The organism is Actinomyces viscosus (assembly GCF_900637975.1).
GTDB classification, from domain to species: domain Bacteria; phylum Actinomycetota; class Actinomycetes; order Actinomycetales; family Actinomycetaceae; genus Actinomyces; species Actinomyces viscosus.
Window position 1 is genome coordinate 916,972 of sequence record NZ_LR134477.1, and the last position, 25,560, is coordinate 942,531.

Below are 25,560 nucleotides of genomic sequence, written 5' to 3' on the forward strand. Positions count from 1 at the left end.
ACCCGGGGTTCCTTTCTCGTGATGGGACCGCTACAGCTGGGAGGGCCGGGAAACCCACTGGTCGGGAACGTCGCTGACTCCCGGCGGCCACACCTGTGTCAATCGATGGTCACAGTACAGTGCGTCACAGCACCCTGCAACCGGAGGGAGGAACCCCGGTCAATTCCTCAGACCCGCGCTGACGAGCCCCCGTTTCTCCCCATCATGACGCGGCTCTCAGAGGACCTCAGGAGCCGGTGCGAAAGTTCTGACGCTGCCGGTCTTGAGCACGAGCGGCTCCTCCAACATGAGCCTCGCCCCCGAGCTGCCGACGTCGACGAAGCTGCGCAGCGTGAAGGTCAGCGCCCCGTCGCCGACGAAGACCTCCGTCAGCGAGCGGTCGTGGATGACCTCCAGCACCGGTGCACAGCCTTCAGGAAGCGTCACCGCACGCACGGAGCCGTGCTGCGTGTAGCGGGAGGTCGAGCGATCCACCCGGAGCACTCCCCCGTCCAGGACGATGTCCACGTGGGACTCCGCGGTGCCGATGCGCAGCCCCCAGCAGGCATCTGAGTCGCTGGCCGCATCGGCCTCCAGACGCAGCTGCCAGCTGCGGTATCCGCGCAGCTCGGCAATCTCGTACTGACCCGCTTCCAGGGCCGTGTCCACCAGAGCCGGCCGCCCGACGTCGTGGGGCAGGTTGGTAGCGGGGCGCTGGATGAGCCGGCCCTCCTTCAGGCTGAGTGATCGAGGCAGGCTCAGGGCATGGACCCACTGACCGGTGCTGATCGAGGGCTGGTCATCCTCGGAGGCGTTGCCGGCCCAGGCGGTCAGCAGCACGGGCCCCGGCTCGGAGGGCCGACGGGCGAAGACCTGGGGGGCGTAGAACTCGAAGCCGCGGTCAACCTCGTGAAAGGCACCGCCGGTGTCTCGCAGCTCGGTGCCCACGAGGTGCCCCACCGTGTAGACGCAGGGGAAGATGTTCTCAAAGCCCTCCGTCTGCGGGGCGATCCCCTGCGGGCACCAGATGAGCACGTCCCAGTCCTCGCCGGTGTCCTCATCGGTCACCCGTACCAGGCCGGGGCACTCCCACATGTATCCGAAGGAGTCGAAGACGCCGCCGGCGTCGGGAAAGGTCAGCTCTCCCTCGGGCTCCCAGGAGACCAGGTCCCGGGAGCGGTACAGGACCGCGGCACCGCTCTCATTGGCGCGCTGAACGCCGATGAGCATCCGGTACTCCCCCGGTCGGTCCGGGTCCCGGAAGACCTGCGGGTCCCGGTAGTGGGCCGTGTAGCCCTCGGCGTTGGTGGGGATGAGGGGGTTGCCGGGCCACTTGGCGAAGTCGGTCAGGTCACCGCTGGTCACCAGGCACTGGCTGGCGGTGCGCTCGTCGGTCACCGGGTCCTTGAGGTTGCCGGTGTAGAAGAGCTGGTAGGGGGCCCGGGCTGGGGCGTCGTCGAGCTCTCGGCCCTCCAGCACGATCGCGTTGCCGGAGTAGGCGCCGGAGCGGTCGTAGAAGGAGTCCGGGACGATGGTTGGCTCATGATGACGCCAGTGCAGAAGATCCGCCGATGAGGAGTGCCCCCAGTAAACCAGCTTACGGTGGGGGTGGAAGGGGCTGAACTGGTAGAAGGCGTGGAAGGTGCCGCCGTCGACCAGGAGCCCGTTGGGGTCGTTGAGTCGTCCCACCGGTGGAACAACGTGGAAGCGGGGGTAGTCCGGGTCGTCGGCCGCAGCGGAAGTAGCAATCGCATCCAGGGCCAGGCCCTTGAGGTCCTCAGTCACGGTCGGATGTTAGCAGGACCACTCCTGTGCACCGGGTTCACGCCCAGCAGGTGATCGGTGGGAGGCCGGTGAATGGTCAGTACAGGTGTCAGTGGAAGTACGGGATGATGAGCCACAGGCCGAACAGCGCGATCATGGCGGCGATGACGATGAAGACGCCCGCCAGGACCTGGGCCGTACGCACGCCCTCGACCTCACCGGCCTCGTGCTTGGCGTGCACGGTGGCCAGCATGCGGGCCGCCAGTGAGCAGATGATGAGGATGAACGCAGTGCCCAGTACCGTCACCGCGGTCACGAGCCCCAGGGAGCCCCAGTCGATCGTCATGCCATCGATCCTGTCGTCATCCGCTGCGCGTTCTCCTGCTCCTTCGTGCCACCGACGATCTCGGAACGCACCTCCTCGAGCGTGCGCGGTTCGCGGCCCAGCTCCGGGTCCTGCTTGGCGACGACGACTTCCGAGGCGTCATTGACGTTGGAGAAGTCCACGCGGTTGTGACCGGCCTGCCTGATGATCGCCAGGGCCCCGAGGATGAGCAGGCAGATGACCGCGATCGTGCCCGGTACCCCGCCCCTGACGGCAACGTACGACGTGGCGGCCCCCACCAGACCGGAGCACGGTAGCGTCACCAACCAGGCGATCCCCATCTTTCCGGCCGTCCCCCATGACACCTTGGTGCCTCTGCCGATTCCCGACCCCAGGATCGACCCGGTGCAGATGTGGGTGGTGGACAGGGCGAAGCCCAGGTGGGAGGAGGCCAGGATCGCCACTGTCGAGGCGGTCTCGGAGGCGAAGCCCTGAGGAGCCTCGACGTGGACCAGCCCACGTCCCATGGTGCGCATGATGCGCCATCCGCCGGAGTAGGTGCCCAGACCGATGGCGAGCCCTGCCGCGCCGATGACCCACCAGTGGGGTCCGGTACCGGCCTCCTGGTAGCCGCCGGCTACGAGCGCCAGGGTGATGACCCCCATGGTCTTCTGCCCGTCAGAGGTGCCGTGGGACAGCGCCACCAGTGATGCGGTCACGCGCTGGCTGTTACGGAAGAGCTTCTGGGAGTACGGGTTGGTCGGGTGGGCGATGCGGTAGGCGAGCGCCGTGGCCAGCGCCGCAGCCACTCCGGCCACCACCGGCGCGATGACGGCCGGCAGGATGATCTTGGAGATCACCGTCCCCCAGTGGACGCCTTGAACCCCGGCGGCCACCACCACTGCTCCGATGAGTCCCCCGAACAGCGCGTGCGACGACGATGACGGCAACCCGAACAGCCAGGTCGCCAGGTTCCACAGGATAGCGCCGGCCAGACCCGCGAAGATCATGGCCGGCGCCGCCTGGATCACCGAGTCGTCGAACATACCGTGAGAGATCGTCTTGGAGACCTCGGTGGACAGGCAGGCGCCGATCACGTTGAGTACGGCGGCGACCAGAACCGCCCGCCTGGGTGTGAAGGCTCCAGTCGCCACCGACGTCGCCATGGCGTTGGACGAGTCGTGGAAACCGTTGGTGAAGTCGAAGACGAGGGCCGTCACGACGACAACGATCACGAGGAAGAGAATGGTGCTCATACCGTTCCCGATGGGAGATTGAGTGACCCTCTCTGCCACCCTGACGGGCAGGCACGGAGGTCCGGGTCGCGTGAGCGCAACCCACCAGTATTGTTACCCGCTGACCGCCCCACCGCCTAACCGATCGCGTGCAGGCCTGAGACCAGCACCGGGCACCTCCTGCATACGTGACGACCTTGGTCCGGCAACACGGCCTTTCGTCCCAACGGGGGCTCTACTCCTCTGAGCCGATTGTCACGTTCCACAAAGGACTCCTGACGTGGTGGCATTCCCCAGAAAGAGGGGCCCGTCACGATAGGGTCACCGCATGGCAGCGGACACCACGAACAGCCTGGACAGCATCCACAGCGGGACCCTCCCCGGACAGGGGAACGACACCGAGTCAATGACGGACATCGACCTGGGAATCGACCTGGGAACGACCCGAACCGTCGTCGCACGCGCCGACCGGGGAAACTACCCGGTTCTCAGCTTCGCCGACGAGAACGGCGATGAGCACGACTTCATCCCCTCGCTGACGGCCCTGCGCGACGGCGAGCTCATCCACGGTTTTGCTGCCAGGCAGGCCGCTCACCAGGGGGCTCCGCTGCTGCGCAGCCTCAAACGGGTCCTCGCCTCCCCCACGCTGACGGCCTCGACCCCGGTGGTACTGGGCGACCGGACCTTCTCCGTCTTGGAGGTTCTCACCAGCTACCTGCGTCACCTCAAGACCGAGCTGGCGAAGCAGGACGTGGTTATCAGCCGTGCCCGCGCGGTGGTCGCGGTGCCCGCTCACGCGTACGGGGCTCAGCGCCTGCTGACTCTGGAGGCCTTCCAGCAGGCGGGCTTCTGCGTCGCCGCCATGCTCAACGAGCCCAGCGCCGCCGGCTTCGAGTACACGCATCGCAAGGCGACGACCGTCTCCTCCAAGCGCACCCGGGTCCTCGTCTACGACCTGGGAGGAGGTACCTTCGACACCTCGCTGGTCGACGTCGTCGGCACCTCCCACGAGGTGCTGGCCTCTCACGGGCTGGGAGACCTGGGTGGGGACGACGTTGATCTGCTCATGGCCACGATGGTGCTGAGCAAGGCGGGTATCGCCGAGGAGGACCTCTCCCCCACCGAGCTCGACGACCTGCTGGACCAGTGCCGGGACGCCAAGGAGCACCTCACCCCCCAAAGCCGACGGGTGCTCGTCGTCCTGCGGGGCCAGGACATCGTTCTGCCCGTGACCGACCTCTACCAGGCCTGCACCCCGCTTATCGAGCGCTCCCTGGCCACGATGGCTCCACTGGTCGGCAGGCTCGACGACGGCAGCCCGGACCTGACCGACATCGCCGGTGTCTACCTGGTCGGAGGCGCCTCCGGCCTCCCCCTGGTCCCGAGACTCCTGCGCGAGCGCTTCGGACGACGGGTGCACCGCTCCCCCTACCCGGGGGCCTCAACGGCCATCGGCCTGGCCATTGCGGCGGACCGCACCAGCGACTACGACCTTACGGACCGACTCTCACGCGGCTTCGGCGTCTTCCGTGAGGCCGACGGCGGCCACCGGCTCACCTTCGACGCGATCCTCAGCCCGGAGTCCGTCCAGGCCTCTCCCGGCGGCCGGGAGGGAACGGTTCTGACTCGTGAGTACGACGCCGCCCACAACATCGGCTGGTACCGCTTCGTGGAGTGCGCCGACGTCGACGAGGCCGGAGAGCCCCGCGGTGAGATCGCCCCGTACCAGGACATCGTCTTCCCCTTCGAGGCCTCGCTGCGGGACGTGGACGACCAGGAGCTGCGCACCTACTCCGTGGAGCGGCGTGACCACGGCCCACGAATCCAGGAGCACTACCGCATCGATGAGGCCGGCCTGGTGCGCGTCACCATCACCGACCTCACCGACGGGTACAGCCGCCGCTACGTCCTGGGCCAGCGCACCGAGTAGGTGCCCGGAGCCGATCAGGAACGTGCGGCATCGGAGACCCGGGTGAGAGCCCGGGTCTCCTCGTCGCTGAGCTCGAGAGTCAGGGCGTCCAGGATCGACCGCAGCTGGCTCAGGTGACGCGCAGAGGCCAGAGGAGCGGTGACACCGGGCCGGTCCCGCAGCCAGGCCAGCGCCACGGCGGCGGGCTCCACCCCGTGATTCGCGGCCACCTGGACCAGGACGTCGACGACGTCGTAGCACTCCGGCCGCTGGTAGTCGGCGACCATCCCGGCCCGGTCCCCACTGATGACCTCACCCCGCCGGTACTTTCCGGTCAAGAAGCCCGCGGCCAGGGCGAAGTACGGCATGAGCCCCATGCCGAGCTCCGCCGCCACCTGCCCCCTGCCGCCCGAGCCCTCAACGTCGTCGCGGTGGAGGAGGTTGTAGTGGGGCTGCAGGACGATGGGTCGGGCACAGCCCTCGGAGTCGGCGATGGCGAACCACTGCCGGATGCGCTCGGGCGTGTAGTTGGACAGCCCCACGTGCCTGATCCTGCCCGCGCGGCGGGCCTCATCGAAGGCCACCACGGTCTCCTCCAGCGGGACGGACTTGTCGTCGAAGTGGGCGTAGTAGATGTCCACGACATCGGTGCGCAGGCGAGACAGCGACTCATCCAGCGCCAGGCGGATGTTGTCCGCGCTCAAACCGGGCCGGTCGGGCTTGGTGGAGACTTTTGTGGCCAGGACGATGCGATCACGCACGGGGCGTGAGGCGAGCCAGCCTCCGATGACGGTCTCCGACTCCCCTCCGGAGTTTCCCGGCGCCCAGTAGGAGTACCCATCGGCGGTGTCGATGAGGTTCCCTCCGGCGTCCAGGTAGGCGTCGAGCACCTCGAAGGAGGTGGCTTCGTCCGCCGTCCAGCCGAAGACGTTGCCTCCCAGCCCAATGGGGCTGACCTGGAGGTCGGCCAGGGTCCGGGTCGGTGTTTCAGTCATGTTCTCTCCTGATCTCTGAACGATGCCGGGATGACATTTTTGTCCTGTCATAGAGAAGACGGACGGAGCCAGGATACGTTCGAGGCTGGAACCGTGATCACGGTTCCAGCCTCGGCGAACAGCACGCTTTCTGGCGCGCCTGGCAGAGTTCAGATGGCCTGCTGCCGCTTGGCGGCGCGGCGCTTGGCCAGCTCATCCTCCACAAGCGGTGTCCCGAGCGCCTGGGCATGATCGACGGGTAGGTCCGCCAGGGCCCCCTCGACCTCATGCCAGACCCTTCCCACCGCGATACCGAAGACGCCCTGGCCTCCGGCGACGAGGTCGACGACCTCGTCTGCGGAGGTGCACTCGTAGACCGAGGCGCCGTCGCTCATGAGGGTGATGGAGGCCAGGTCCTCCACTCCACGTGAGTGCAGGGCGCTGACGGCCGTACGGATCTGCTGCAGGGAGACGCCGGTGTCCAGGAGCCGCTTGACGACCTTGAGAACCAGGATGTCGCGGAAGGAGTAAAGGCGCTGGGAGCCCGACCCCTTGGCGCTGCGGATCGACGGCTCGACCAGGCCGGTGCGGGCCCAGTAGTCGAGCTGACGGTAGGTGATTCCGGCGGCTCGGCACGCGACTGGGCCCCGGTAGCCCGAGTCGGCATCGAGCTGAGGAAGGGGGTCACCGAACAGCATGCCCTGAGTACGCTGAGGCCTTGCTACCGCACTGGCTTCATTCATGCTCACAAGCTGCTCCTGTCGCCGGAAGAAGACGCGCCTGAGACCGACGCGGCGGCTCGCTTCGTGCGGCCACGACTCCACGATAGGGCCAGTCGGGGCGATGCTCAACGAAGGGCACGCCTCGTATCGATGTGCCGTCAGACATGAATCTCTAGGTCAGGTCGAGCATCCTGCTCGGAGAGCCGACAATTCCCTGCGATAGTGCTATTTCAGCGGCTCAGCACAATCGACGGAAAGTGTTATAGATCACAACTCTAGTCACACGAGTCACATCAGTCCCGCGTGTCGTCGGTGAGGTCAGTGGTCTCGGACAGCATTCGCCGCCACTGCGCGAGTCTTTCGGCTCCCTGGTCATCGCTGAGATCGACGGCCCTCAGACGCGTGAGCGAGCTGCTGGCATGTACTGGGAACTGGTGGTAACCGCTCAGGAGGAGTCCCTCACCCGGAGTACAGGGAACCGTCATCACCTTGTCCTCATGCGCGGGCGCCTCGACAACGAGCCTCGCGACGATACGGGCGTCATCGTCGACATCGAGCTCGGTGCACCCGATGCGCCCACCCAGGGCCTCGACGACGTCATCGAGGAGCCTGGGCCAGGTGGGTGACCGGTACGAGCCGTGAGCGTGCAGTACCAGCCCTTCGTGCGGCGTCACCGGAATCGCCAGCATCGCCGGTCCACCGTCCTCCACGAGGACAGCGACCAGGCCGTCATCAGGATTGGTGGACCTGACGCCCACCAACTGCATCAATGGCACACCTCAACCCTAAGGGGCCGCGCTCACCCCTGTCCCGGGAACACGCATGCGACGCGTGCTGACTTTCGTCGACATCAGGCCCCTGAGCGAGCACCCGCCTGGTGCCCTGCAAGCACGTCGTCACCCCAGTGCGTCGACGGATCGGCGCAGCAGGATCGTGTGCAGGTCCGCGACCAGCTCGGCCAGCTCCCGCGCCGTTTCCTCACCGGCACTGCGGGAGCGGGACCGGCGCGGAGCCACCGCCTGGTCAATGGTGTCCGCCTCGCGCTCGGCCGAGGCGCGCACCGCACGCAGGTTGCGCAGAGGCACGCCCTTGCGGGTGATCTCCAGGGCCAGGCGCACGGTTCTCAGGTTCTGCTGGCTGTAGCGGCCCCGGACGTCGGGACTGATGAGACCGACGGCGACGAGCTCCTCGATCTGCGACTCACTGGCGCCGGAGTGGGCCAGGAGCGCCTCCAGGTCCATGGGTCCGTCGTCGACGATCTGACCGTCACGGGCCACGACCCGGGCGACGGGCTGAGGCGCGGGAGCCCCGGCGTCAGCGTCCAGGCGCGCCAGGCGGTCACGAATGACGTGCAGGGGAAGGTACTCGTCTCGCTGAACCGCCAAGGCGTAACGCAGACGCTCCAGGTCGGCCTGCGAGTAGCGTCGGTAGCCGTTCCCGACACGGTGGGGACTGATGAGCCCCTCCCCCTCGAGATAGCGGACCTTGGAGATCGACAGGGCGGGGAACTCCACCTTGAGGAGATCCACCACCTGCCCGATCTTCATCGCCGGCTCTCGGGAGATGCCGCGGGGCCAGCTGCCGCCGACCGAGTGCTCGGACGCCTCGAGCAAGGACGAGGGGGCAGCTCGCTTCTTGCTTCGTGCGGTTGCGGCACTCACCGAGACGCGGCTCCGCCCTGGGGGCCGGGGTGGTAGGTCATCCGGTACTTGCCGATCTGGACCTCGTCGCCGGAACGGAGAGCCACCTGCTCCACGCGGGTGCGGTTGACGTAGGTGCCGTTGAGGGAACCAGAGTCGCGGACCCCGTACCCGCCGTCGGGCAGAGAGGAGAAGACCGCGTGCTTCCTGGAGACGGTGACGTCGTCGAGGAAGATGTCGGCGCGCGGGTGGCGTCCCACGGTCGTCTCCTCAGCATCCAGCAGGAAGCGCGCGCCGGTGGTCGGCCCGTGGTGGACGAGGAGAAGCGCCGTTCCCGACGGCAGAGCAGCGATCGCGGCAGCGTCCTGCTGACTCAGCCCCACCACCGGGGAGTCGACTGAGTTGACGACATCGGCAACTCCGAAGGTCTGGGTGGAGGAGGGATCCTGCTCGATCGGACTGCTCGACATTATTCCTGCCCCTCGGTTCGTTGCGGCGCCCGGTGCGCCGCCTCAAGCACCACCATACCGTTCGTTGCACCGCCGTCGAGTCAACATCGCGATGTGGCTTCATGCGAATGGCGAGGAGCCTACCCGTTGTCCGCCCTCAGCCAACTCCTCGGAGTGACCGGGAGCACCGATTGCACGTCTCGGATGGGTCACAGCATCCACTGATGTTGGTCAGCCTAGGACGAAGGTCTCACTAGGGGTGAGCGATCCCGCCCCTCACACGGGGACCGGGGCGACACGACGAGCGGCCAGAGAACGGCGCAGGTCGTCGAGGCTCTTGAGGAGGAGCCGGCTGAAGACCTCCTCCTTGAGCTCTCTGCGGGGCATCGAGCTGGAAGCCCTCAGGTGGTGGGTGATGCCGCTGGCCGTCGGGTCCGCCTTCTGCTGCGCGTCGAGCTCGTCGGAACCGACGGCGTCCAGACGCGCCAGGGCGGTCAGCGCCCGCCACCGCAGGTCGGCGTCCAGCTCCAGGCCGGGAAGGCCACCGCTCAGCATCTCGCGGACGCGGGCAACCGCCTGGGTCTGCTGCTCCTCATCGAGCAGCGCCGCCTGCCCCGCGGCCTCCAGCCAGGCGCGGGCTCGTACGAGCTGCGTGTCCGATCCCGGCGCAGCGGCGCGAAGCCTGCCCCAGCCGCCATGCTCGCGAGTGGGGTCCGATCCCTCAAAGAGCCTGTTCGAGTCGTCTGCGAGGAGCCCCTCCAGGAGCGTACGACGCGTACGTGGGTCGGTGTACCGGCAGGCGGCTCGCAGCGCCTGGCTCAGCAGCGTGGCCAGGGTGCCCGGCTCGGTGTCGTCGTCGGCGTGGGCGAGGACGGCCCCCACGAACAGTGGTGCACCTATGATCGCGTCGCGCAGAAGGTTGTGCAGCATCGACCAGGCCAGGGACCGGGCCATGGGATCACGAACGGATCCGAGGGAGGTGGCCAGGCGGGACAGGGATGCGTCATCGGGCCGCACGACGGCGTAGGTGAGGTCCTCATCGTTGACCAGGATGACGTCGGGAGCGGGCAGGCCCACCGCCTCGACGATCTCGAGCCGCTCGGTCTCCAGGGTCACCGGCAGCCGGTGGGTGCGCACCAGCGCGCCGTCCTCGTCGAAGGAGTACAGCCCGACCACGAGCGTGTGCGGACGCAGAACCGGCTCTCCTGTGGCCAGGTCGGTCCCCTCCTGGCGGAGGGTCAGTGAGGCGATCCGCCCTTCCTTAACGACGAGCTCGTCGGTGATGACGGAGGGCCCCGCAGTGTGGAGCCAGGCTCGGGCCCATTGCTGCATGTCGCGGCCTGAGACCTGCGAGAGCACCTGCAGGAAGTCGTCCAGGGTGGCGTTGCCGTAGGCGCTGCGCTCGAAAAGAAGCCCGGAGGCCTCCAGGAACGCTTCCTGGCCGACGTGGGCGACAAGCTGCTTGAGAACGGCGGCGCCCTTGGCGTAGGTGATGCCGTCGAAGGCCTGGCGGGCGGCCTCGACGTCGTCGACCCGCGCCACGATGGGGTGGGTGGTCGCCGCACGGGAGTCCTCCAGGTAGGCCCAGGCCTTGCGGGTGGAGGCGAAGCCCACCCACGCCTCGGAGAAGCCCGCGGCCTCGGCCTCCGCCCAGGTGCCCTGGTGGTCGGCGAAGGACTCCTTGAGCCAGGTGTCCTCCCACCAGGTGGGGGTGACGAGGTCGCCGAACCACATGTGGCACATCTCGTGGAGGATCGTGTTGGCTCGCCCGGCCCTCTGGGAGCGGGTGACCGGGCCGCGAAAGAGGTAGAGCTCCTCGTTGAAGGTGACGCAGCCGGGGTTCTCCATGGCGCCGAGGTTGTACTCGGGGACGAGCACGCTGTCGTAGGAGTCCCAGGGGAAGCCGTAGCTGTAGGCCCGGTCGTAGAGGTCCAGTCCCGCACGGGTGACCTCGAGGAGCTCGGCGGCGTCGAGGTGGTCTGCCAGGCTGGCCCGGCACGACCAGGACAGGGGGATCGTCAGGTTCTGACGGCTCGGGGAGCTCCACTGGCCGGTCACCCGGTGCCAGGGGCCGGCTGCCAGAGCGGTGAGGTAGCTGGGCAGAGGCTCTGAGGGGGCGAAGGTGGTCACCTCGGGGCGAGGGCCTGTACCACTGGCGTCGGCGCCGGCCGCGCCCTCGGTGTCCGAGCCGTCGCCTGTGACCGGACGGGTGTTGGACATGACCGTCCAGCCGCGCGGGTGGGTGACCTCCAGCGAGAACCGGGTCTTGAGGTCCGGCTGCTCCATGACCGGCCAGGCCCGGCGCGCGTCGGAGGGCTCGAAGTGGGTGTAGAGATAGGTGGCGCCGTCAACCGGGTCGCGGAAGCGGTGCAGCCCCTGACCCGAGTTGGAGTACAGGCCGCGCGCCTGGATCTCCACCACGTGGTCGCCCGGCTGCATGAGGGGAAGGGCGATACGGGCTCCGTCCCAGACCACCGCGACCCGCTGCCCGTCGAGGCCGAGCGAGTCGACCGCCTGCCCCACGAAGTCCACCCAGAGCCCTTCGGCCCGCTGCGTGATGCGCAGCCGCATCCGGCAGCGGACGTGGAAGGAGGTCTCCTGGGGACTGGTGGCCGTGGTGACGTCGATCGCCACGTGGCTGGAGGTCACCTGGCACACCGAGGCTCGCCAGGCGGCCTCCTGGTGACGCAGGTTCGTGGGGCTGTCCGAGCGTGCGGGCGCGGTGGTTGCCATGAGCGGGAATCCAGTGGCAGGCGGTCCGCACGAGTGCAGCCGACTGCCCGGTCGAGACTCAGCTCCACTTCTCCTCGGTGCGCTCGGGCGTGGCCCACAGCGTGTGGTAGACGCCCTCGACGTCGTCGGTGCGGTGGTAGGTGTGGGAGCCGAAGAAGTCGCGCTGCCCCTGGATGAGAGCGGCCGGCAGGCGCGGGGAGCGCAGCTGGTCGACGTAGGCGAGCGAGGACGCGAAGGCCGGGGCCGGTACGCCGGTGGTGGCGGAGGTGGCGACCACCTGGCGCCAGGCGGGCAGCACCTTGGCCAGGGAGGAGGCGAAGACCGGCGCCGTCAGGAGGCTGGCCAGGTTCGGGTCCTCGTCGTAGGCACGAGTGATGTCGTCCAGGAAGCGGGCCCGGATGATGCAGCCGCCTCGCCAGATACGGGCCATGGCTCCCAGGTCGATGTTCCAGCCGAACTGCCTCGAGGCGGTGGCGATCTCGTCGAATCCCTGGGCGTAGGCTGCGATCTTGGATCCGTAGAGGGCCTGCCTGACGGCGTCGACGAAGGCACGTCGCTCCTCGGGGCCGGCCAGGGTCGGGGCCGAGGTGCCCGGAGCGATGTCGGCGGCCTGGACGGCAGCCCGGGCCGCGCTGGCCGAGGAGACAGCGCGGGCGAAGGTGGCCTCGGCGATGGCCGGAACAGCCACCCCCAGCTCGAGGGCGGTCTGAGTGGTCCATACCCCGGTGCCCTTCTGACCGGCGGCATCGACGATGACGTCGACGAAGGGGGCTCCGGTGGCGGCATCAGTGTGGGAGAGGACCTCGGTGGTGATGTCGATGAGGTAGGAGTTCAGCTCGGAGTCCTTCCAGGAGCGGAAGACCTCGGCGATCTCGGGGACGGTGAACCCGCCGACGTGGCGCAGCAGGTCGTAGGCCTCGGCGATGAGCTGCATGTCGGCGTACTCGATGCCGTTGTGGACCATCTTGACGAAGTGGCCCGCGCCGTCGGGGCCCACGTGGGTGCAGCAGGGGACGCCGTCGACATGGGCGGAGATGGACTCCAGCATCGGCCCGAGACGCTTGTAGGACTCGTCCGTGCCGCCGGGCATGATCGAGGGACCGTTGAGGGCTCCCTCCTCACCGCCGGAGACGCCCATCCCCACGAAGTGCAGTCCGCGCTCGCGCAGCGACTCCTCGCGGCGGCGGGTGTCGGTGTAGAGCGTGTTGCCGGCGTCGACGATGATGTCGCCGGGCTCCATGAGGGCTGCGAGCTCGTCAATGACCGCCTCGGTGGCGGCCCCGGCCTGGACCATGATGATGGCCACGCGGGGGGTGCGCAGGGAGGCCACGAAGTCCTTCAGGTCGGCCGCGGGCACGAAGTCGCCCTCGGAGCCGTAGCGCTCAATGAGCCGTTCGGTGCGGGCGAACGTCCGGTTGAAGACGGCGACCGCGTATCCGTGACGAGCCAGGTTGCGGGCCAGGTTGGCTCCCATGACCCCCAGCCCGAAGACACCGAGGTCGGCTGTGGCTGGTTCGGGGGTGAAGCTGCTCATGGAGGTCCTTTCCTGTGCGACAGGCCTGTGACAGCCCTGCGATTCCAAGAGGTGGTGCCGGACGATACTGGTTGCGGTCCGCGAGGCGAGGACGGTGTGAGGATGGCGCGTTGGCGCCCCGGGTCCAGGTGCCGACGAGCACCAACCTGCACCTGCCCGCTGCGCCTCGCTGACTCTGCTGACCCTACCGCGTCCAGACCTCACTCACGAAGACCATGCGGGGTTCGGCTACTCCCCCGACATGGTGCGAAGACTCACGGTGGGCCTGTCCCTCCCAGGCGAGTCACCCACAGGCGCGTTACAGTGGCATTCGGCCCGCACGGCCCCTCGGCCTCCTGTGGCAGCCCCGACCAGGCCTCAGCAACAGACCTCAACAGACCGCCGCAGCCTGCCGAAAGTCTGCTGACGCAGTCTGATCCACCGTTTGTCGAATCTCAGAAAGGCTGACGTGTCCAGCTCCGACTCTGCGACCTCGCTACCGCTGTCGCGGCCCGCGCGAGCAGCCAACCCGCTTCTCGACGCCCGTGATCTTCGTCTGCCGCGCATCGCCGACCCCTGCGTGCTGGTGATGTTCGGTATCACCGGCGACCTCGCGCGACACAAGCTCCTGCCCGCCATCTACGACCTGGCCAACCGCGGCCTGCTCTCCCCCAGCTTCTCGCTGGTGGGGGTCGGTCGACGCTCCTGGTCCGACGATGACCTGCGCGAGTACGTGGAGAAGGCCGCTCGCGCCGGTGCCCGCACCCCGTGGCGCCCTGCGATATGGGAGCAGCTGGCCGCGGGGATGCGTTTCGTGGAGTTCAGCTCCTTCGAGGACGATGCCGCCTACGAGCAGCTCACCCGCGTTGTCGACGACCTCGACGCCACCCGGGGCACCCGCGGAAACCGTGCCTTCTACCTGTCGATCCCTCCGGGCTGGTTCCCGGCCGTGACCGAGCGGATCGCCCGCTCCGGACTCGTGGAGGAGTCCGCCGATGCCTGGCGGCGCGTCGTCATCGAGAAGCCCTTCGGGCACGACCGCACCAGCGCCCGTGAGCTCGATGCCCTCGTGAGTCGGATCGTGCGCCCCGACGACGTCTTCAGGGTCGACCACTACCTGGGCAAGGAGACGGTGCAGAACATCCTGGCGCTGAGGTTCGCCAACACGATGTTCGAGCCGTTGTGGAACCAGCGCTACGTGGACCACGTCCAGATCACGATGGCCGAGGACATCGGTATCGGCACCCGGGCCGGCTACTACGACACCATCGGCTCGGCGCGCGACGTCATCCAGAACCATCTGCTCCAGCTCCTGGCACTGACCGCGATGGAGGAGCCCACCAGCATGGACGCGGCTGCGATACGCCTGGAGAAGGAGAAGGTCCTCGACTGCGTGCGCCTGGAACGTGACGGGGTGCTGGACCTGGACCTCACCACGGCCCGGGGCCGTTACGAGGCGGGCTTCCAGGGAGGGCTGCCCGTGCGGGGATACCTGGAGGAGGACGGTGTCGCCCCTGACTCCATCACCGAGACCTTCGCCGCCCTGCGCCTGGAGATCGCCAACCGCCGCTGGGCCGGGGTCCCGTTCTACCTGCGTGCCGGCAAGCGTCTGACCCGCCGGGTGACCGAGGTGGCGATCGTCTTCAAGAAGCCCCCGTTCCTGCCCTTCGAGTCGGCAGCCACCACTGCCGTGGGAGCCAACACGATCGTGCTGCGGATCCAGCCCGACGAGGGCATCACGCTGCGGCTGGCGTCCAAGGTGCCCGGCACCCAGATGGAGCTGCGCGACGTCTCCATGGAGTTCGGCTACGGGGCCACCTTCAACGAGGAGTCGCCGGAGGCCTACGAGCGCCTCATCCTCGACGCGCTCCTGGGTGACGCCCCGCTGTTCCCCCACCAGCGCGAGGTCGATCTGTCCTGGCGCATCCTGGATCCCGTCATCGAGCACTGGACCGCCGGAGGAAGTCCCGAGGGCTATCGCCCCGGTTCCTGGGGACCGGCCAGTGCCCACGAACTCCTTGCCCGTGACGGCCGCACCTGGAGGCGCTCATGATCACCACGCTGACCGCAACGACCACCTCCCAGATCGTCTCCCGGCTGTTGGAGCACGAGGGCACATCCGGGTCCTCCCGGGTGCTGACACTCGTCATCTCCACGGACGAGGAGGGCGTCGAGGAGGCCCTGTGCGCCGCGCACGGAGCCAGCCGGGACCATCCGAGCCGAGTCATCGCCGTCGTCAAGCCGCCTGAGGAGGACACCGACCTGGCGACTCCGCGCAGCCGGGACGGGCACGTGCCCGCTCAGGCCGGCGGGCACCTGGACGCCGAGATCCGTGTGGGCCACGACGCCGGGGCCGGCGAGACACTGGTTCTGCGTCCCTGGGACGAGGCCGCACTGCACACCGACACGCTGGTGGTCCCCTTCCTGCTGCCCGAGGCTCCCGTGGTCGTGTGGTGGCCGACGACCGTTCCCGAGGTTCCCTCGCAGGACCCGTTGGGGCGCCTGGGCTCCACCCGCATCACCAACACTCCCGCTCAGGACTTTCCCGCCAGGGCGCTGCGGAAGCTGGCGCCGGTGAGCGTGCGCGGAGACATCGACCTGGCCTGGACCAGGATCACCCTGTGGCGCGCCATGGTGGCCTCCACCCTGGACCCGATCCTGCGCTCGGGCAGGCTGCGAGAGGTGGTCGTGGCCGGTGAGCCCCGCAACTCCTCGTTGTCTCTCATGATCGCCTGGCTGCGGCTGCGGCTGGACGTGCCTGTGGAGCGGGTTGATGAGGAGGGCTTCAAGGGCATCTCCTCGATCACCGCCAGGACAGACGACGGCGACGTCGTCATCGCTCGTCACGACCTGGAGCGGGTCACGATCACCCGCCCCGGCTCCCCCGAGCCCCAGGCGGTGACGATGGCCCGCCGCGAACCGGTGAGCACCCTCAACGAGGAGCTGCGCCGGCTCACCCCCGACCTGGTCTACCAGGAGGTCCTGGCCACCTTGCTGGAGGAGCCCGCCAATGACTGACGACGCTGCCGACGGCCAGGCACTCACCGAGATCCAGATGGGTGCGGCAGCGAACCCCGCACCAGCCGTCGTCGTCGCTCCGACCCTGAGCGACGCCGCCCAGCTGGCCTGTCAGGAGACCGTACGGATCCTGGCTGAGGCGGTTTCGGACCGGGGGGTCGCCCACCTGGCGCTGACGGGTGGTTCCGGCGGAGTGGCGCTGGCCGAGTCTCTGGCTCCGCTCATCGCCGCCCAGCCCGAGCCGGTGCGTCGCGACATCCACCTGTGGTTCGGTGACGAGCGCTTCGTGCCTGCGGGGGACTCGGAGCGCAACGACCTGCTGGCCGCGCCACTGGTCGCCGCCGGCGTCCCGGAGTCCCAGGTGCACCGTCTGGCTGCTCCGCAAGAGGTCAGCGGGCTCGATGAGGCTACGGCTCGCATGGTCCATGAGCTCGAGGCTGCAGGGCTGACCAGTGACGGTTTCGACGTCGTCCATGTGGGGCTGGGCCCCGACGCCCATGTCTGCTCGCTCTTTCCGGGACACCCCGCTGCACTCGCGGTGGGGCTTGCCGCCGTGGCTGTCCGCAACTCGCCCAAGCCCCCTGACCAGCGCTACTCACTGACCTTCGAGGTCTTGCAGCGCGCCCACCGGATCATGGTCGTGGCCGGCGGCGCAGGCAAGGCCGAGGCGGTTCGCCTGGGGCTGGGCACCCCCGACGTGATCAAGGCTCCCGCCTCGTGCTGCCGGGGCCGGCAGACCACCTGGTACCTGGATGAGCCGGCTGCCGCGAGCCACAGCACCGTCTGACGCTCGAGGTCCTCTGGCCGCTGTGGGTCGAGCGGGCCCGGGATGGTCTTTCATGTCGGTCGTGGCGGCTACCGTTGGCCCATGAGCTTCCCCGGCCGGTTCCTGATGCGTCTCAGCGCCATTGGCGCACTCGGCGTGTGGGGAGCTGTCGCAGCTCCTCCTGTCCAAGCCGACGGCGCCTCTCCTGAGCTGCCCCAGGAGTCTGCCGCCTCCGAGCTCGCCGCACTTCATGAGGCTCCGTGGGATCAGCGGGGAGACTTCATCCTGTCCACCCGGGCCTCTCTGGAGGTGCTGGGAGATCTACCCGACGACGCCCCCGCTGCGCAGTCATGGGGAGCAGGAGGATCGCGCACCGGCTGGTTCGGCGAGGCGTGGACGGATGTTGACGGGGATGGCTGCGACACCCGCAACGAGATCCTCGCCCGGGATCTGACGGGCGCCGACTTCTCCCGTGCCGACGGGGTTCAGTCCCGTGAGGAAGGACGTGGCCGGGGCGCAGGGGTCTGTCCCGACGCCACCGTCTGGTCGGGCACCCTCCAGGACCCCTACACCGGCAGGAAGATCGCCTTCACGCGCGGCCAGGACACCTCCGCCGCTGTACAGATCGACCACGTGGTGCCGCTGAACTACCTCTACGCTCACGGCGCCTGGCAGTGGGACGAGCGCACCCGGCTCCTGGCCGCCAATGACCCTCTGAACCTCATCGCCGTCGATGGCGAGGCCAACCAGGCCAAGGGCGCCTGCGGCCCGGCGACCTGTCCTGTCGGCTCCACAGACACCGGCAGCTGGCGCCCCACCGGCCAGGGCGGTTGGTGGCCGGCCAACGCCTCGTACCGCTGCACCTACGCACGTCGTTTCGTCTCAGTCGCCGGAGCCTATCGTCTTGGCCTGCCCCAGGCCGACAAGGAGGCTCTGCGCTCCACCCTGAACGACTGCCTTGCCGGAGGCGACGGGGCTGAGTCCCTTCCCGAGCAGGCCACTCGCACCGCCAAGGAGATGGGGTCCGCCATCTGGCGAACTCCCGCCTACTCGGCGCTGGCCGCTCTTGGTGCCCTCGTACTTGGGTGGGGGCTCGTCGTTCGTGGACGTGCCCGACGGCGCAGGGGACCGCGTCGCCGAGGCAGGTCCAGGGCGCGCCGCTGATCCCCTCCGCTGAGGGGGCGAGCATTTAGGATGCGACCATGGCAGCTCGTCCTCAGCCCGCATCCCACAGCAGAAGCCCGAGCGCGCCGGAGTCGGTGCGTATCGACGTCTGGCTGTGGAGCGTGCGGCAGGTCAAGTCCCGATCGGCCGCGACGAGCGCCTGCAAGGCAGGGCACGTGCGCGTCAATGGTGAGACCGTCAAGCCGGCCCAGCACGTCTCGGTGGGAGATGAGGTCCGCTACCGCGTCAACGGCTTTGACCGGCTCCTGACCGTCACCCGGCTCCTCGCTAAGCGGGTAGGCGCTCCGATTGCCCGTACCGCGTACATCGACGCCTCTCCCCCGCGCCCCTCCCCCCTGGATGCACCGGCGGCCGTCATCCGCGACCGGGGCGCTGGGCGGCCCACGAAGAAGGAGAGGCGCCGGCTCGACGCTCTCATGGGAGGAGGTCGGCATCAGGATGACCGTCGCAGGCAGAGGTGAGCGGCCTCACCACTGACAGATTTCTGAAGGAGCAGCCCGATGGGTTAGGGTTCTACTCGTTGCAAGCGGCCGGTTGCCGCGGGACAACGGGCTGTGGCGCAGTTTGGTAGCGCACTTGACTGGGGGTCAAGGGGTCGTGGGTTCAAATCCCGCCAGCCCGACCAGGACGAAGATCCGCACCTTCGAAGGGTGCGGATCTTTTGTTTGCGAATACACCTTTGCAGCAAGACTGCTTCGTTTTTCCAGTCACATCCTCGTCAATATCACAACATCCGCACCCTGAATAACAACCATCGAGTATATTTATTCTTATTTATCCTTTCAGTCGCCTTCCCGTGAGTTAATTACGACCCCGTAAACGTTGGGACGACAGCGTTTTCCTCCTCCTCAAGGGCGCGTTCCCACCTTTCGCTGGCACAGCCTCACGAAAGCAGGACAGCGAGGCTTCCCCATCCAGTTCAGCCAGACGCCAAATGCGGTCAGAAACGTCACAAGCCAATAACATGCGAGGTGCTCGGGACTGTGGTTGAGTGAACACCGAAACATCAAGGGTGTCTCACAGCATCCTGCAGACCGGTTCATAGCCGGATGCTGCAAATCCGACTGTGTTCTCACATCCCCGATCAGAGAGAACGACACATGAACATCAAGCGCGTCATCGCCACAGCTGCGCTCGCCGTCGTGCCGCTGACCGTCTCCTCAACCGCCCTGGCCGCTCCGGCTGCTCCTCAGGGGGCACCGGCCGCTGCCGCGGCGGTACCCGCCCAGGCGACTGCCGAGGGGGCTCAGTACGCCGACACCGTCCTGACCAAGGTCAACGAGCTCCGCAGCAGCCTGAACCTTCAGCCCGTCACCCGCTACCAGGAGCTCGACGCCGTCGCACAGGATTGGTCCGAGCACCAGGCCAGCACCGACACCATGGACCACCGCCCCAACTTCACCTCCGCATACCCGGCGGGCTGGACCACGGGCTCCGAGAACGTGGCATGGCGTACCGCGGGTGGTGACACCGGTGCCCAGATCTTCGACCAGTGGCTCAACTCCCCCGGTCACTACAAGAACATGGTTGACCCGAACGTCAACTCCATCGGTATCGGCTTCGCCCAGACCTCCAGCGGCAAGTGGTACGCCACCCAGAACTTCGCGGCCTACAACCCCAGCAACACCCCGCTGACGCCTACGACGACGAGCAGCACGCCGCCGTCCACCAGTAACACCCCGCCGACGGAGACCACCGTGACCACTCCGGCACCGACCCCGGAGACCACGCCGTCGACGCCGACCACCGAGGTCACTCCTCCCACCACCACCCAGACCACTCCTCCGGCCACGGAGACCACCACCTCTGAGGCCACGCCGACGCCGTCGGCTCCGGCCACCACGACCACCACGGCCACGGGCACCCCGGCCAAGCCGTCCTCGACTCCCGCGGTCGCGGCTCCCGGTACCACTCCGACGAAGCCCGCACTGGCCACCACTGGTCCGAGCATCGCAGTCGCCGTCGTCGCCGCAGGCCTGCTCGGCGCCGGTGCCTTCCTCGTGATGCGTCGCCGTCAGGCCAGCTGACTGAGCTGAGGCCTTACGAGCGCGATCTGTTCCTCTGACGGGCGCCTGCTCTCCACCGACTTGAGCTGGAGAGCAGGCGCCCGTCGTTGTCCTCATCGGGGCGCCATCCTTGAGAGGATGGCCTCGTGAAGCGTCTTCCCCTTGAACCAGAGCTCCTTGCGCCGCTACCCGCCGAGATCGACCTGCGCCTCGTGGTCACAGACATGGACGGAACCCTCATTGACGGTGAGGGTCGCGTTCCTGCTGGGCTGAACCGGGTCGTGGACCGGATGCGTGAGGCCGGCATCGTCTTCGTCCCCGCTTCGGGTAGACAGCTGGCCAACCTGCGTGCGGTCCTCGGTCATATTGTCGATGACTCACCAATCATCGCGGAGAGCGGGGCCCTCGTCGTCCACGGGAGCGAGGAGGTCCACTCCGACACCATCAGTGCCGAGGACGCCTCGGCCGCCATTGCCACAGCTCGGGAGCTGGCGGGTACCGGTTATGACGTCGGCGCTGTGGTGGCGTGCAAACGATGCGCCTACATCGAGAGGTCCGACCCCGCCTTCCTGGATCAGGCCCGGCTCTACTACGGGGCGTTGGAGATCGTTGACGACCTCATGGCGATCCCTCTGGATGAGGTGCTCAAGGTCGCCGTCTTCGACTTCGCCGACGTCGAGGACGGCAGCTCACAGGCACTGACCGCAGCGGTTCCGAATGTCCACGCAATGGTGTCCGGTATGCACTGGATGGACATGACGTCCCCGCGGGCATCGAAAGGACGCGCACTGGCGGCGCTCCAGGCCAGGCTCGGGATCCTTCCGGAGCAGACGGCTGTCTTCGGGGACTACCTCAACGACCTGGACCTCTACGAGCACGCGGACCTGGGCTTCGCGATGCGCAACGCCCACCCCGGCATCCACGCGGCGGCCGCCTTCACGGCACCCGCGAACACCGAGGACGGCGTCCTGCGCACGGTTGAGGAGCTGCTTCGACGCTCCCGGCCTACTACTGGCTGAGCCAGGCCTTCATACCGCCCGTGACGTTGACCAGCTCGCCGGCATAGCCGGCCGCGGTCAGCGCCTCGATCGCCTTGGCTGAGCGCACCCCGCCAGCGCAGATGACTGCCGTGGGCCGGGCCGGGTCGAGCTCGTTCATCCGCTCGACTACCTGCCCCAGTGGGATGTTGACCGAGCCGGAGATCGCCGCCTGCGCAACCTCATCGGGCTCACGGACATCGAGAACAACAAGATCCTCTCCGTCCTCCCCCGCCTCAAGCCGTTCGCGCAGATCCTCGACACTGGTTTCCCTCACGTCGATTCCTCCCTCGTGGTCTGTCTGGTTCAACCTGGCTGAAGCGGTTACTTGCGCAGGCCGCGGTAGCGGGTGATAAGGCCCCGGGTGGACGCGTCCTGACCCGCGAGGGCCTCTTCGTCCCCCTGGACGGCGGGGGCGATCTCCAGGGCCAGCTTCTTGCCGAGCTCAACGCCCCACTGGTCGAAGGAGTCGATGCCCCACACGATGCCCTGGGTGAAGGTGATGTGCTCGTAGAGGGCGATGAGCTGGCCGACGACCGCCGGTGTCAGAGCCGGGGCGAGGATCGACGTCGTCGGCTTGTTACCCGCGAAGACGCGAGCAGGGACGATCTCCTCGGGGGTACCCTCGGCACGAACCTCGTCGGAGGTCTTACCGAAGGCGAGAGCGGCGGTCTGGGCCAGGTAGTTGGACAGGAACAGCTCATGGACGTCCAGTCCCCCGTCCTTGATCGGGTGGGCGGGGTTGGCCACGGCGATGAAGTCCGCGGGGATGAGCTGGGTGCCCTGGTGAATGAGCTGGTAGAAGGCGTGCTGTCCGTTGGTGCCCGGCTCACCCCAAAAGACCTCACCGGTCTCGGTGGTCACGGGGCTGCCGTCCCAGCGCACGGACTTGCCGTTGGACTCCATGGTGAGCTGCTGGAGGTAGGCGGCGAAGCGGTGCAGGTACTGGGCGTAGGGCAGGACGGCGTGGGATCCGGCCTTGAAGAAGTTGACGTACCAGACGTTGAGCAGGCCCATGAGCATGGGAACGTTCTCTGCCGGGGCCTTGGTGGCGAAGTGCTCGTCGACGGTGTGGAAGCCGGAGAGGAAGTCGGCGAAGTTCTCCGGACCGATGGCTACGGCCAGGACCGTGCCGACGGCGGAGTCCACCGAGTAGCGTCCGCCCACCCAGTTCCAGAAGCCGAAGGCGTTGGCCGGGTCGATGCCGAACTCGGCGACCTTGTCCAGGGCGGTGGATACGGCCACGAAGTGCTTGGCGATGGCGCCGTCGGTCTCGATGCCCTTGTCCTTCAGTGCGGCCAGGAACCAGTCGCGGGCCATGCGGGCGTTAGTGAGGGTCTCCAAGGTGGTGAAGGTCTTGGAGGCGATGATGAACAGGGTCGTCTCCGGGTCGAGGTCCGCGACCTTCTCCGCGCAGTCGGTGGGGTCGATATTGGAGATGAAGCGGCACTGAAGGCCCTTCTGCACGTAAGGCTTGAGGGCCTCGTAAACCATGACCGGTCCCAGGTCGGAGCCACCGATACCGATGTTGACCACGGTCTTGATGGGCTTGCCGGTGATTCCGGTCCACTCCCCCGAGCGCACGCGGCGGGCGAAGGCGTAGATCTTCTCCAGGACCTCGTGGACGTCGGCGACGACGTCCTGTCCGTCCACGCTCAGGGAGTCGGTGGCCGGCCGGCGCAGGGCGGTGTGGAGGACGGCGCGGTCCTCGGTGATGTTGATGTGCTCGCCGGCGTACATGGCGTCACGGCGGCCCGGGACGTCCACCTGCACGGCAAGCTCGGCCAGGGCGTCGCGGACGTCGTCGGTCAGCAGGTTCTTGGACAGGTCGACGTAGAGGTCTCCCAGCTCGTAGGAGAAACGCTCGGCGCGCTGCGGGTCATCCGCGAACCAGGCGCGCAGGTCCGGGGTCATGGAGTCGTGGAGCTCGGTGAGGCGCTTCCAGGCGGGCGTGGTGGTGGGGTCAACCGGATTCAGCATGGTTACAGTCTATGGGTGTCGCAGCCACGCGCCACTCTCCGACGCCAACCGTCCTCACGTCCCCGGAGTCCTCATGGTTCCCGAACCGCCTGCACCGAGCCCGTCGGTCCTGACCACCGCCGACGACGTTCGTGCCGCCCTGCTCGAGCTGTCCGATGAGTCCAAGGCGGCTCAGGTGGCCCGCTACCTGCGTGCCGTGCCCGGGGGCTACGGGGAGGGCGACCGCTTTCACGGTGTGCCCGTACCGTGCACTCGTGCCGTTGCGAGGCGCGCTGTTCTCGACGACGGCGAGCTGGAGCGTCTGGTGGCCAGTCCCTGGCACGAGGAGCGGATGGCCGCGCTGTGCGTCGCCGTTGCCCAGGCCAAGCGGATCAGCCGTCTGCTGGGCTCGAGGCGGGCTCAGCAGGATCCGGACTCACCAGCCATCGAGGAGGCTCTGGCCAGGCGTGAGGAGCTGGGGCAAAGGTACCTGGGCTGGGTCGGCCAGGACCTGGTCAACAACTGGGACCTGGTGGACACCTCGGCCGAGCACCTTGTGGGGGCCTGGCTCCTGGTTCCCCTCGTGGGAGACCAGAAGCTGCCCTCCCGGATCGGCGATCTCATCACGAGCAGCAGTGTGTGGGAACGGCGAGTGGCAGTCATGTCCACCTTCGCCACCACCCGGGCCGGCACCGACTGGCCGGCCTACGCCGTCGCCCGGCAGCTGCTCAACGACCCTCACGACCTCATCCACAAGGCGGTCGGTTGGATGCTGCGGGAGGCTGGCAAACGCGTGGATGAGGGCTCGCTCGTCGCCTTTCTCGACCGGTACGCCGCGCGCATGCCGCGAACGATGCTGCGTTACGCCATCGAGCGGCTCTCCCCCGAGGTCCGTGCCCACTACCGGTCATTGCGGGCCTGATCAGCTCTGGTTGTCTGATGCGGGTACAGGCTCGGTGAGAGCCCCAGGACTCGTCTCAAGTCAGCGGTCCTGGACACGACTTCCCACTTTTCCGGAGCCGTCCGGTCCACGGCCAACGGGACTCCGCACGGATTCACCAGCATCACGCCGTTTCTGACCGTTGACGGCGCCGACCGCGTCGCTGCCTGGTCCCAGGAGCAGTGAGGAAAGGGAAGGCGTCTGACGCAAGAGGTTTCAACGCTGGGCTGCCTGACCAGCGAGCTCCTCGGGGTCGGGTACCCCGGCGCTTGCCGGAGCAAGTGTCTCCCAGATCCCCTCGGCGACGGCGATCAGGGCAAGGAGGCCGACCAGGACCGCACCGCTCACGTGCGAACCGACTGGGATCAGCAGGAGGCCGAGCAGACAGGCAGTGACCCGGGCCCGGTAGATCTTACGAGCGGTACGCAGACGCACGACCGCGAACATGGCGAAGAAGACGACGGCGCCACCGCACAGCAGCGCAGTGGTCTCCATCGGGACGTGGTGAAGCGGCTCCGCCATGACGTGGTGCAGACCGACGGCCAGGGCGATCAGGCCTCCTACGAGGACCAGGTGGCCGTAGACCAACAGGTTACGCACCGCGAGAAACGGCGTGCGTGCCTGGCCGATGAAGTGCTCAACCAGCCCCAGGCTGTGGTGGAAGTAGGACCACCACAGTCCTCCCACGAGGATGAAGGCCGCCACCAGAGTTGTGAGATCAAGCCAGGTCAGGTGCTCGAGCTCGGTCTGGGGCGTCGTGATGGACACGATCGTCTCGCCCAGGGCCACGATGATGAGCAGACTGAATCGCTCCACGATGTTTGCGACGTCGTAGCTCTGCGCGCTCATGGACCTGCCGTGGCGCAAGGGCCCGCTGAGCTCAACCAGCGCGGCGAGGGCCCACAGCACGAGCTGGCCGTTGCCGCCCAGGAGGGCGCCGCCCAGGATGAGGGGGCCTTGAACGAGACTGGACGTCAGGTCCATACGGAAGGCGCTGCTGTTCTCCCCTCGGGCCAGCAGGAAGGTGATGACCAGGCGCGAGCCCCAGCAGGCAGCAGCAAAGACGAGGGCTCTGTCCCCGAAAGCCTCAGGCAGGGCAACGGCATTGATGATGGCCATCATCATGAGAAGCATGACGACGAACCGGTGCCGGCTGGAGGATGCATCACGAATACTCAACTGAACCGTCACCAGCGTCCACTGCCAGTAGATGAGGACCAGCAGTACCCCGGCATGAGCCAGTCCCCTCCACCCGGGTTCGCCCCGAACGACGCCGTTGAGCTCGGTGATCAGGAAGACGTAGACCAGGTCGAAGAAGAGCATGATCGGGTCAACCGCCCGGTGCGGGATCAGTGAGCCGTTGCGCTGGTGCTCGGTGGCGTCCTGGGTGGTCAAGCCTTCTCTCC

22 protein-coding genes and 1 tRNA gene are annotated in these 25,560 nt (G+C 67.7%); 10 read left to right on the forward strand and 13 right to left on the reverse strand.

The window, feature by feature from the left end:
* Positions 1–216 precede the first annotated feature (216 nt).
* From EL340_RS04015 to EL340_RS04025, 3 genes are all read right to left on the reverse strand, one after another.
* On the reverse strand, positions 217–1,764 hold the full coding sequence (locus EL340_RS04015; RefSeq protein WP_126413550.1) for a glycoside hydrolase family 32 protein: 1,548 nt from the start codon (positions 1,762–1,764) through the stop codon (positions 217–219).
* Positions 1,765–1,852: 88 nt separating this feature from the next.
* On the reverse strand, positions 1,853–2,098 hold the full coding sequence (locus EL340_RS04020; RefSeq protein WP_126413551.1) for a hypothetical protein: 246 nt from the start codon (positions 2,096–2,098) through the stop codon (positions 1,853–1,855).
* Positions 2,086–3,324: an inorganic phosphate transporter gene (locus tag EL340_RS04025; RefSeq protein ID WP_126413552.1), complete on the reverse strand. Its 1,239-nt coding sequence runs from the start codon at positions 3,322–3,324 to the stop codon at positions 2,086–2,088. The genes EL340_RS04020 and EL340_RS04025 overlap by 13 nt, the downstream gene beginning before the upstream one ends.
* A gap of 307 nt (positions 3,325–3,631) precedes the next feature.
* Between EL340_RS04025 and EL340_RS04030 the strand changes: the two genes are divergently transcribed.
* Positions 3,632–5,233: an Hsp70 family protein gene (locus EL340_RS04030; RefSeq protein WP_126413553.1), complete on the forward strand. Its 1,602-nt coding sequence runs from the start codon at positions 3,632–3,634 to the stop codon at positions 5,231–5,233.
* A gap of 14 nt (positions 5,234–5,247) precedes the next feature.
* Here EL340_RS04030 and EL340_RS04035 read toward each other — a convergent pair whose 3' ends face one another.
* The 7 genes from EL340_RS04035 to gndA all read right to left on the reverse strand — a co-directional run bounded on the left by EL340_RS04035 (position 5,248) and on the right by gndA (position 13,264).
* Positions 5,248–6,207, reverse strand: coding sequence for an aldo/keto reductase (locus EL340_RS04035; RefSeq protein WP_126413554.1), 960 nt, complete (start codon positions 6,205–6,207; stop codon positions 5,248–5,250).
* A gap of 149 nt (positions 6,208–6,356) precedes the next feature.
* The gene (locus EL340_RS04040) at positions 6,357–6,884 is read right to left on the reverse strand and encodes a MerR family transcriptional regulator (RefSeq protein ID WP_009397704.1); all 528 of its coding nucleotides are present in this window, start codon (positions 6,882–6,884) and stop codon (positions 6,357–6,359) included.
* A 317-nt stretch (positions 6,885–7,201) separates the two neighbouring features.
* Positions 7,202–7,675, reverse strand: a complete 474-nt coding sequence (locus EL340_RS04045; RefSeq protein ID WP_126415305.1) for a hypothetical protein — start codon at positions 7,673–7,675, stop codon at positions 7,202–7,204.
* A 129-nt stretch (positions 7,676–7,804) separates the two neighbouring features.
* Entirely contained in the window at positions 7,805–8,569 is a 765-nt protein-coding gene (gene ftsR, locus EL340_RS04050) for a transcriptional regulator FtsR (protein ID WP_197722343.1), read from the reverse strand.
* Positions 8,566–9,018, reverse strand: coding sequence for an FHA domain-containing protein (locus tag EL340_RS04055; protein WP_075406000.1), 453 nt, complete (start codon positions 9,016–9,018; stop codon positions 8,566–8,568). The genes ftsR and EL340_RS04055 overlap by 4 nt, the downstream gene beginning before the upstream one ends.
* 255 nt (positions 9,019–9,273) lie before the next feature.
* Positions 9,274–11,730, reverse strand: a complete 2,457-nt coding sequence (gene pepN / locus EL340_RS04060) for an aminopeptidase N (RefSeq protein WP_232023212.1) — start codon at positions 11,728–11,730, stop codon at positions 9,274–9,276.
* Positions 11,731–11,788: 58 nt separating this feature from the next.
* Complete coding sequence (gene gndA, locus EL340_RS04065) at positions 11,789–13,264, reverse strand: NADP-dependent phosphogluconate dehydrogenase (RefSeq protein WP_126413555.1); 1,476 nt, start codon at positions 13,262–13,264, stop codon at positions 11,789–11,791.
* A gap of 448 nt (positions 13,265–13,712) precedes the next feature.
* On the opposite strand from gndA, the gene zwf reads away from it, so the two are divergent.
* From zwf to EL340_RS04105, 8 genes are all read left to right on the forward strand, one after another.
* Complete coding sequence (gene zwf / locus EL340_RS04070; protein ID WP_126413556.1) at positions 13,713–15,296, forward strand: glucose-6-phosphate dehydrogenase; 1,584 nt, start codon at positions 13,713–13,715, stop codon at positions 15,294–15,296.
* Complete coding sequence (locus EL340_RS04075) at positions 15,293–16,261, forward strand: glucose-6-phosphate dehydrogenase assembly protein OpcA (RefSeq protein ID WP_126413557.1); 969 nt, start codon at positions 15,293–15,295, stop codon at positions 16,259–16,261. Before zwf ends, EL340_RS04075 begins: the two co-directional genes overlap by 4 nt.
* A complete protein-coding gene (pgl, locus tag EL340_RS04080) occupies positions 16,254–17,048 on the forward strand; it encodes a 6-phosphogluconolactonase (RefSeq protein WP_126413558.1) in 795 nt (264 codons plus the stop codon). Before EL340_RS04075 ends, pgl begins: the two co-directional genes overlap by 8 nt.
* Before the next feature lie 81 nt (positions 17,049–17,129).
* Positions 17,130–18,191 (forward strand): HNH endonuclease family protein, encoded by a 1,062-nt coding sequence (locus EL340_RS04085; RefSeq protein WP_126413559.1) that lies wholly within the window; start codon positions 17,130–17,132, stop codon positions 18,189–18,191.
* A gap of 38 nt (positions 18,192–18,229) precedes the next feature.
* Positions 18,230–18,673 carry an Hsp15 family ribosome-associated heat shock protein gene (locus tag EL340_RS04090; RefSeq protein WP_126413560.1) on the forward strand — a complete coding sequence of 148 codons (444 nt, stop codon included), beginning with the start codon at positions 18,230–18,232 and terminating at the stop codon, positions 18,671–18,673.
* Positions 18,674–18,760: 87 nt separating this feature from the next.
* Positions 18,761–18,837, forward strand: a tRNA-Pro gene (locus EL340_RS04095).
* Between the two features lie 475 nt (positions 18,838–19,312).
* Positions 19,313–20,239 (forward strand): CAP domain-containing protein, encoded by a 927-nt coding sequence (locus tag EL340_RS04100; RefSeq protein WP_126413561.1) that lies wholly within the window; start codon positions 19,313–19,315, stop codon positions 20,237–20,239.
* Between the two features lie 125 nt (positions 20,240–20,364).
* Positions 20,365–21,237: an HAD hydrolase family protein gene (locus tag EL340_RS04105; protein WP_126413562.1), complete on the forward strand. Its 873-nt coding sequence runs from the start codon at positions 20,365–20,367 to the stop codon at positions 21,235–21,237.
* Here the strand turns inward: EL340_RS04105 and EL340_RS04110 are convergent.
* Entirely contained in the window at positions 21,227–21,532 is a 306-nt protein-coding gene (locus EL340_RS04110; protein WP_126413563.1) for a rhodanese-like domain-containing protein, read from the reverse strand. The genes EL340_RS04105 and EL340_RS04110 overlap by 11 nt on opposite strands.
* 47 nt (positions 21,533–21,579) lie before the next feature.
* Positions 21,580–23,235, reverse strand: a complete 1,656-nt coding sequence (pgi, locus tag EL340_RS04115) for a glucose-6-phosphate isomerase (RefSeq protein WP_126413564.1) — start codon at positions 23,233–23,235, stop codon at positions 21,580–21,582.
* Between the two features lie 73 nt (positions 23,236–23,308).
* Here pgi and EL340_RS04120 point away from each other — a divergent pair, with 73 nt between their 5' ends.
* Positions 23,309–24,136, forward strand: a complete 828-nt coding sequence (locus EL340_RS04120) for a DNA alkylation repair protein (RefSeq protein WP_126413565.1) — start codon at positions 23,309–23,311, stop codon at positions 24,134–24,136.
* Positions 24,137–24,370: 234 nt separating this feature from the next.
* On the opposite strand, the gene EL340_RS04125 is transcribed toward EL340_RS04120, so the two are convergent.
* Entirely contained in the window at positions 24,371–25,549 is a 1,179-nt protein-coding gene (locus EL340_RS04125; protein WP_232023213.1) for a low temperature requirement protein A, read from the reverse strand.
* Positions 25,550–25,560 lie beyond the last annotated feature (11 nt).

Coding starts and splice junctions, on each gene's coding strand:
- gndA (WP_126413555.1), bottom strand. CDS start 13,264: ATGAGCAGCTTCACCCCCGAACCAGCCACAGCCGACCTCGGTGTCTTC.
- pgi (WP_126413564.1), bottom strand. CDS start 23,235: ATGCTGAATCCGGTTGACCCCACCACCACGCCCGCCTGGAAGCGCCTC.
- EL340_RS04040 (WP_009397704.1), bottom strand. CDS start 6,884: ATGCTGTTCGGTGACCCCCTTCCTCAGCTCGATGCCGACTCGGGCTAC.
- EL340_RS04100 (WP_126413561.1), top strand. CDS start 19,313: ATGAACATCAAGCGCGTCATCGCCACAGCTGCGCTCGCCGTCGTGCCG.
- pgl (WP_126413558.1), top strand. CDS start 16,254: ATGACTGACGACGCTGCCGACGGCCAGGCACTCACCGAGATCCAGATG.
- EL340_RS04045 (WP_126415305.1), bottom strand. CDS start 7,675: ATGCAGTTGGTGGGCGTCAGGTCCACCAATCCTGATGACGGCCTGGTC.
- EL340_RS04085 (WP_126413559.1), top strand. CDS start 17,130: ATGAGCTTCCCCGGCCGGTTCCTGATGCGTCTCAGCGCCATTGGCGCA.
- EL340_RS04075 (WP_126413557.1), top strand. CDS start 15,293: ATGATCACCACGCTGACCGCAACGACCACCTCCCAGATCGTCTCCCGG.
- EL340_RS04090 (WP_126413560.1), top strand. CDS start 18,230: ATGGCAGCTCGTCCTCAGCCCGCATCCCACAGCAGAAGCCCGAGCGCG.
- EL340_RS04025 (WP_126413552.1), bottom strand. CDS start 3,324: ATGAGCACCATTCTCTTCCTCGTGATCGTTGTCGTCGTGACGGCCCTC.
- pepN (WP_232023212.1), bottom strand. CDS start 11,730: ATGGCAACCACCGCGCCCGCACGCTCGGACAGCCCCACGAACCTGCGT.
- EL340_RS04055 (WP_075406000.1), bottom strand. CDS start 9,018: ATGTCGAGCAGTCCGATCGAGCAGGATCCCTCCTCCACCCAGACCTTC.
- EL340_RS04035 (WP_126413554.1), bottom strand. CDS start 6,207: ATGACTGAAACACCGACCCGGACCCTGGCCGACCTCCAGGTCAGCCCC.
- EL340_RS04120 (WP_126413565.1), top strand. CDS start 23,309: ATGGTTCCCGAACCGCCTGCACCGAGCCCGTCGGTCCTGACCACCGCC.
- EL340_RS04030 (WP_126413553.1), top strand. CDS start 3,632: ATGGCAGCGGACACCACGAACAGCCTGGACAGCATCCACAGCGGGACC.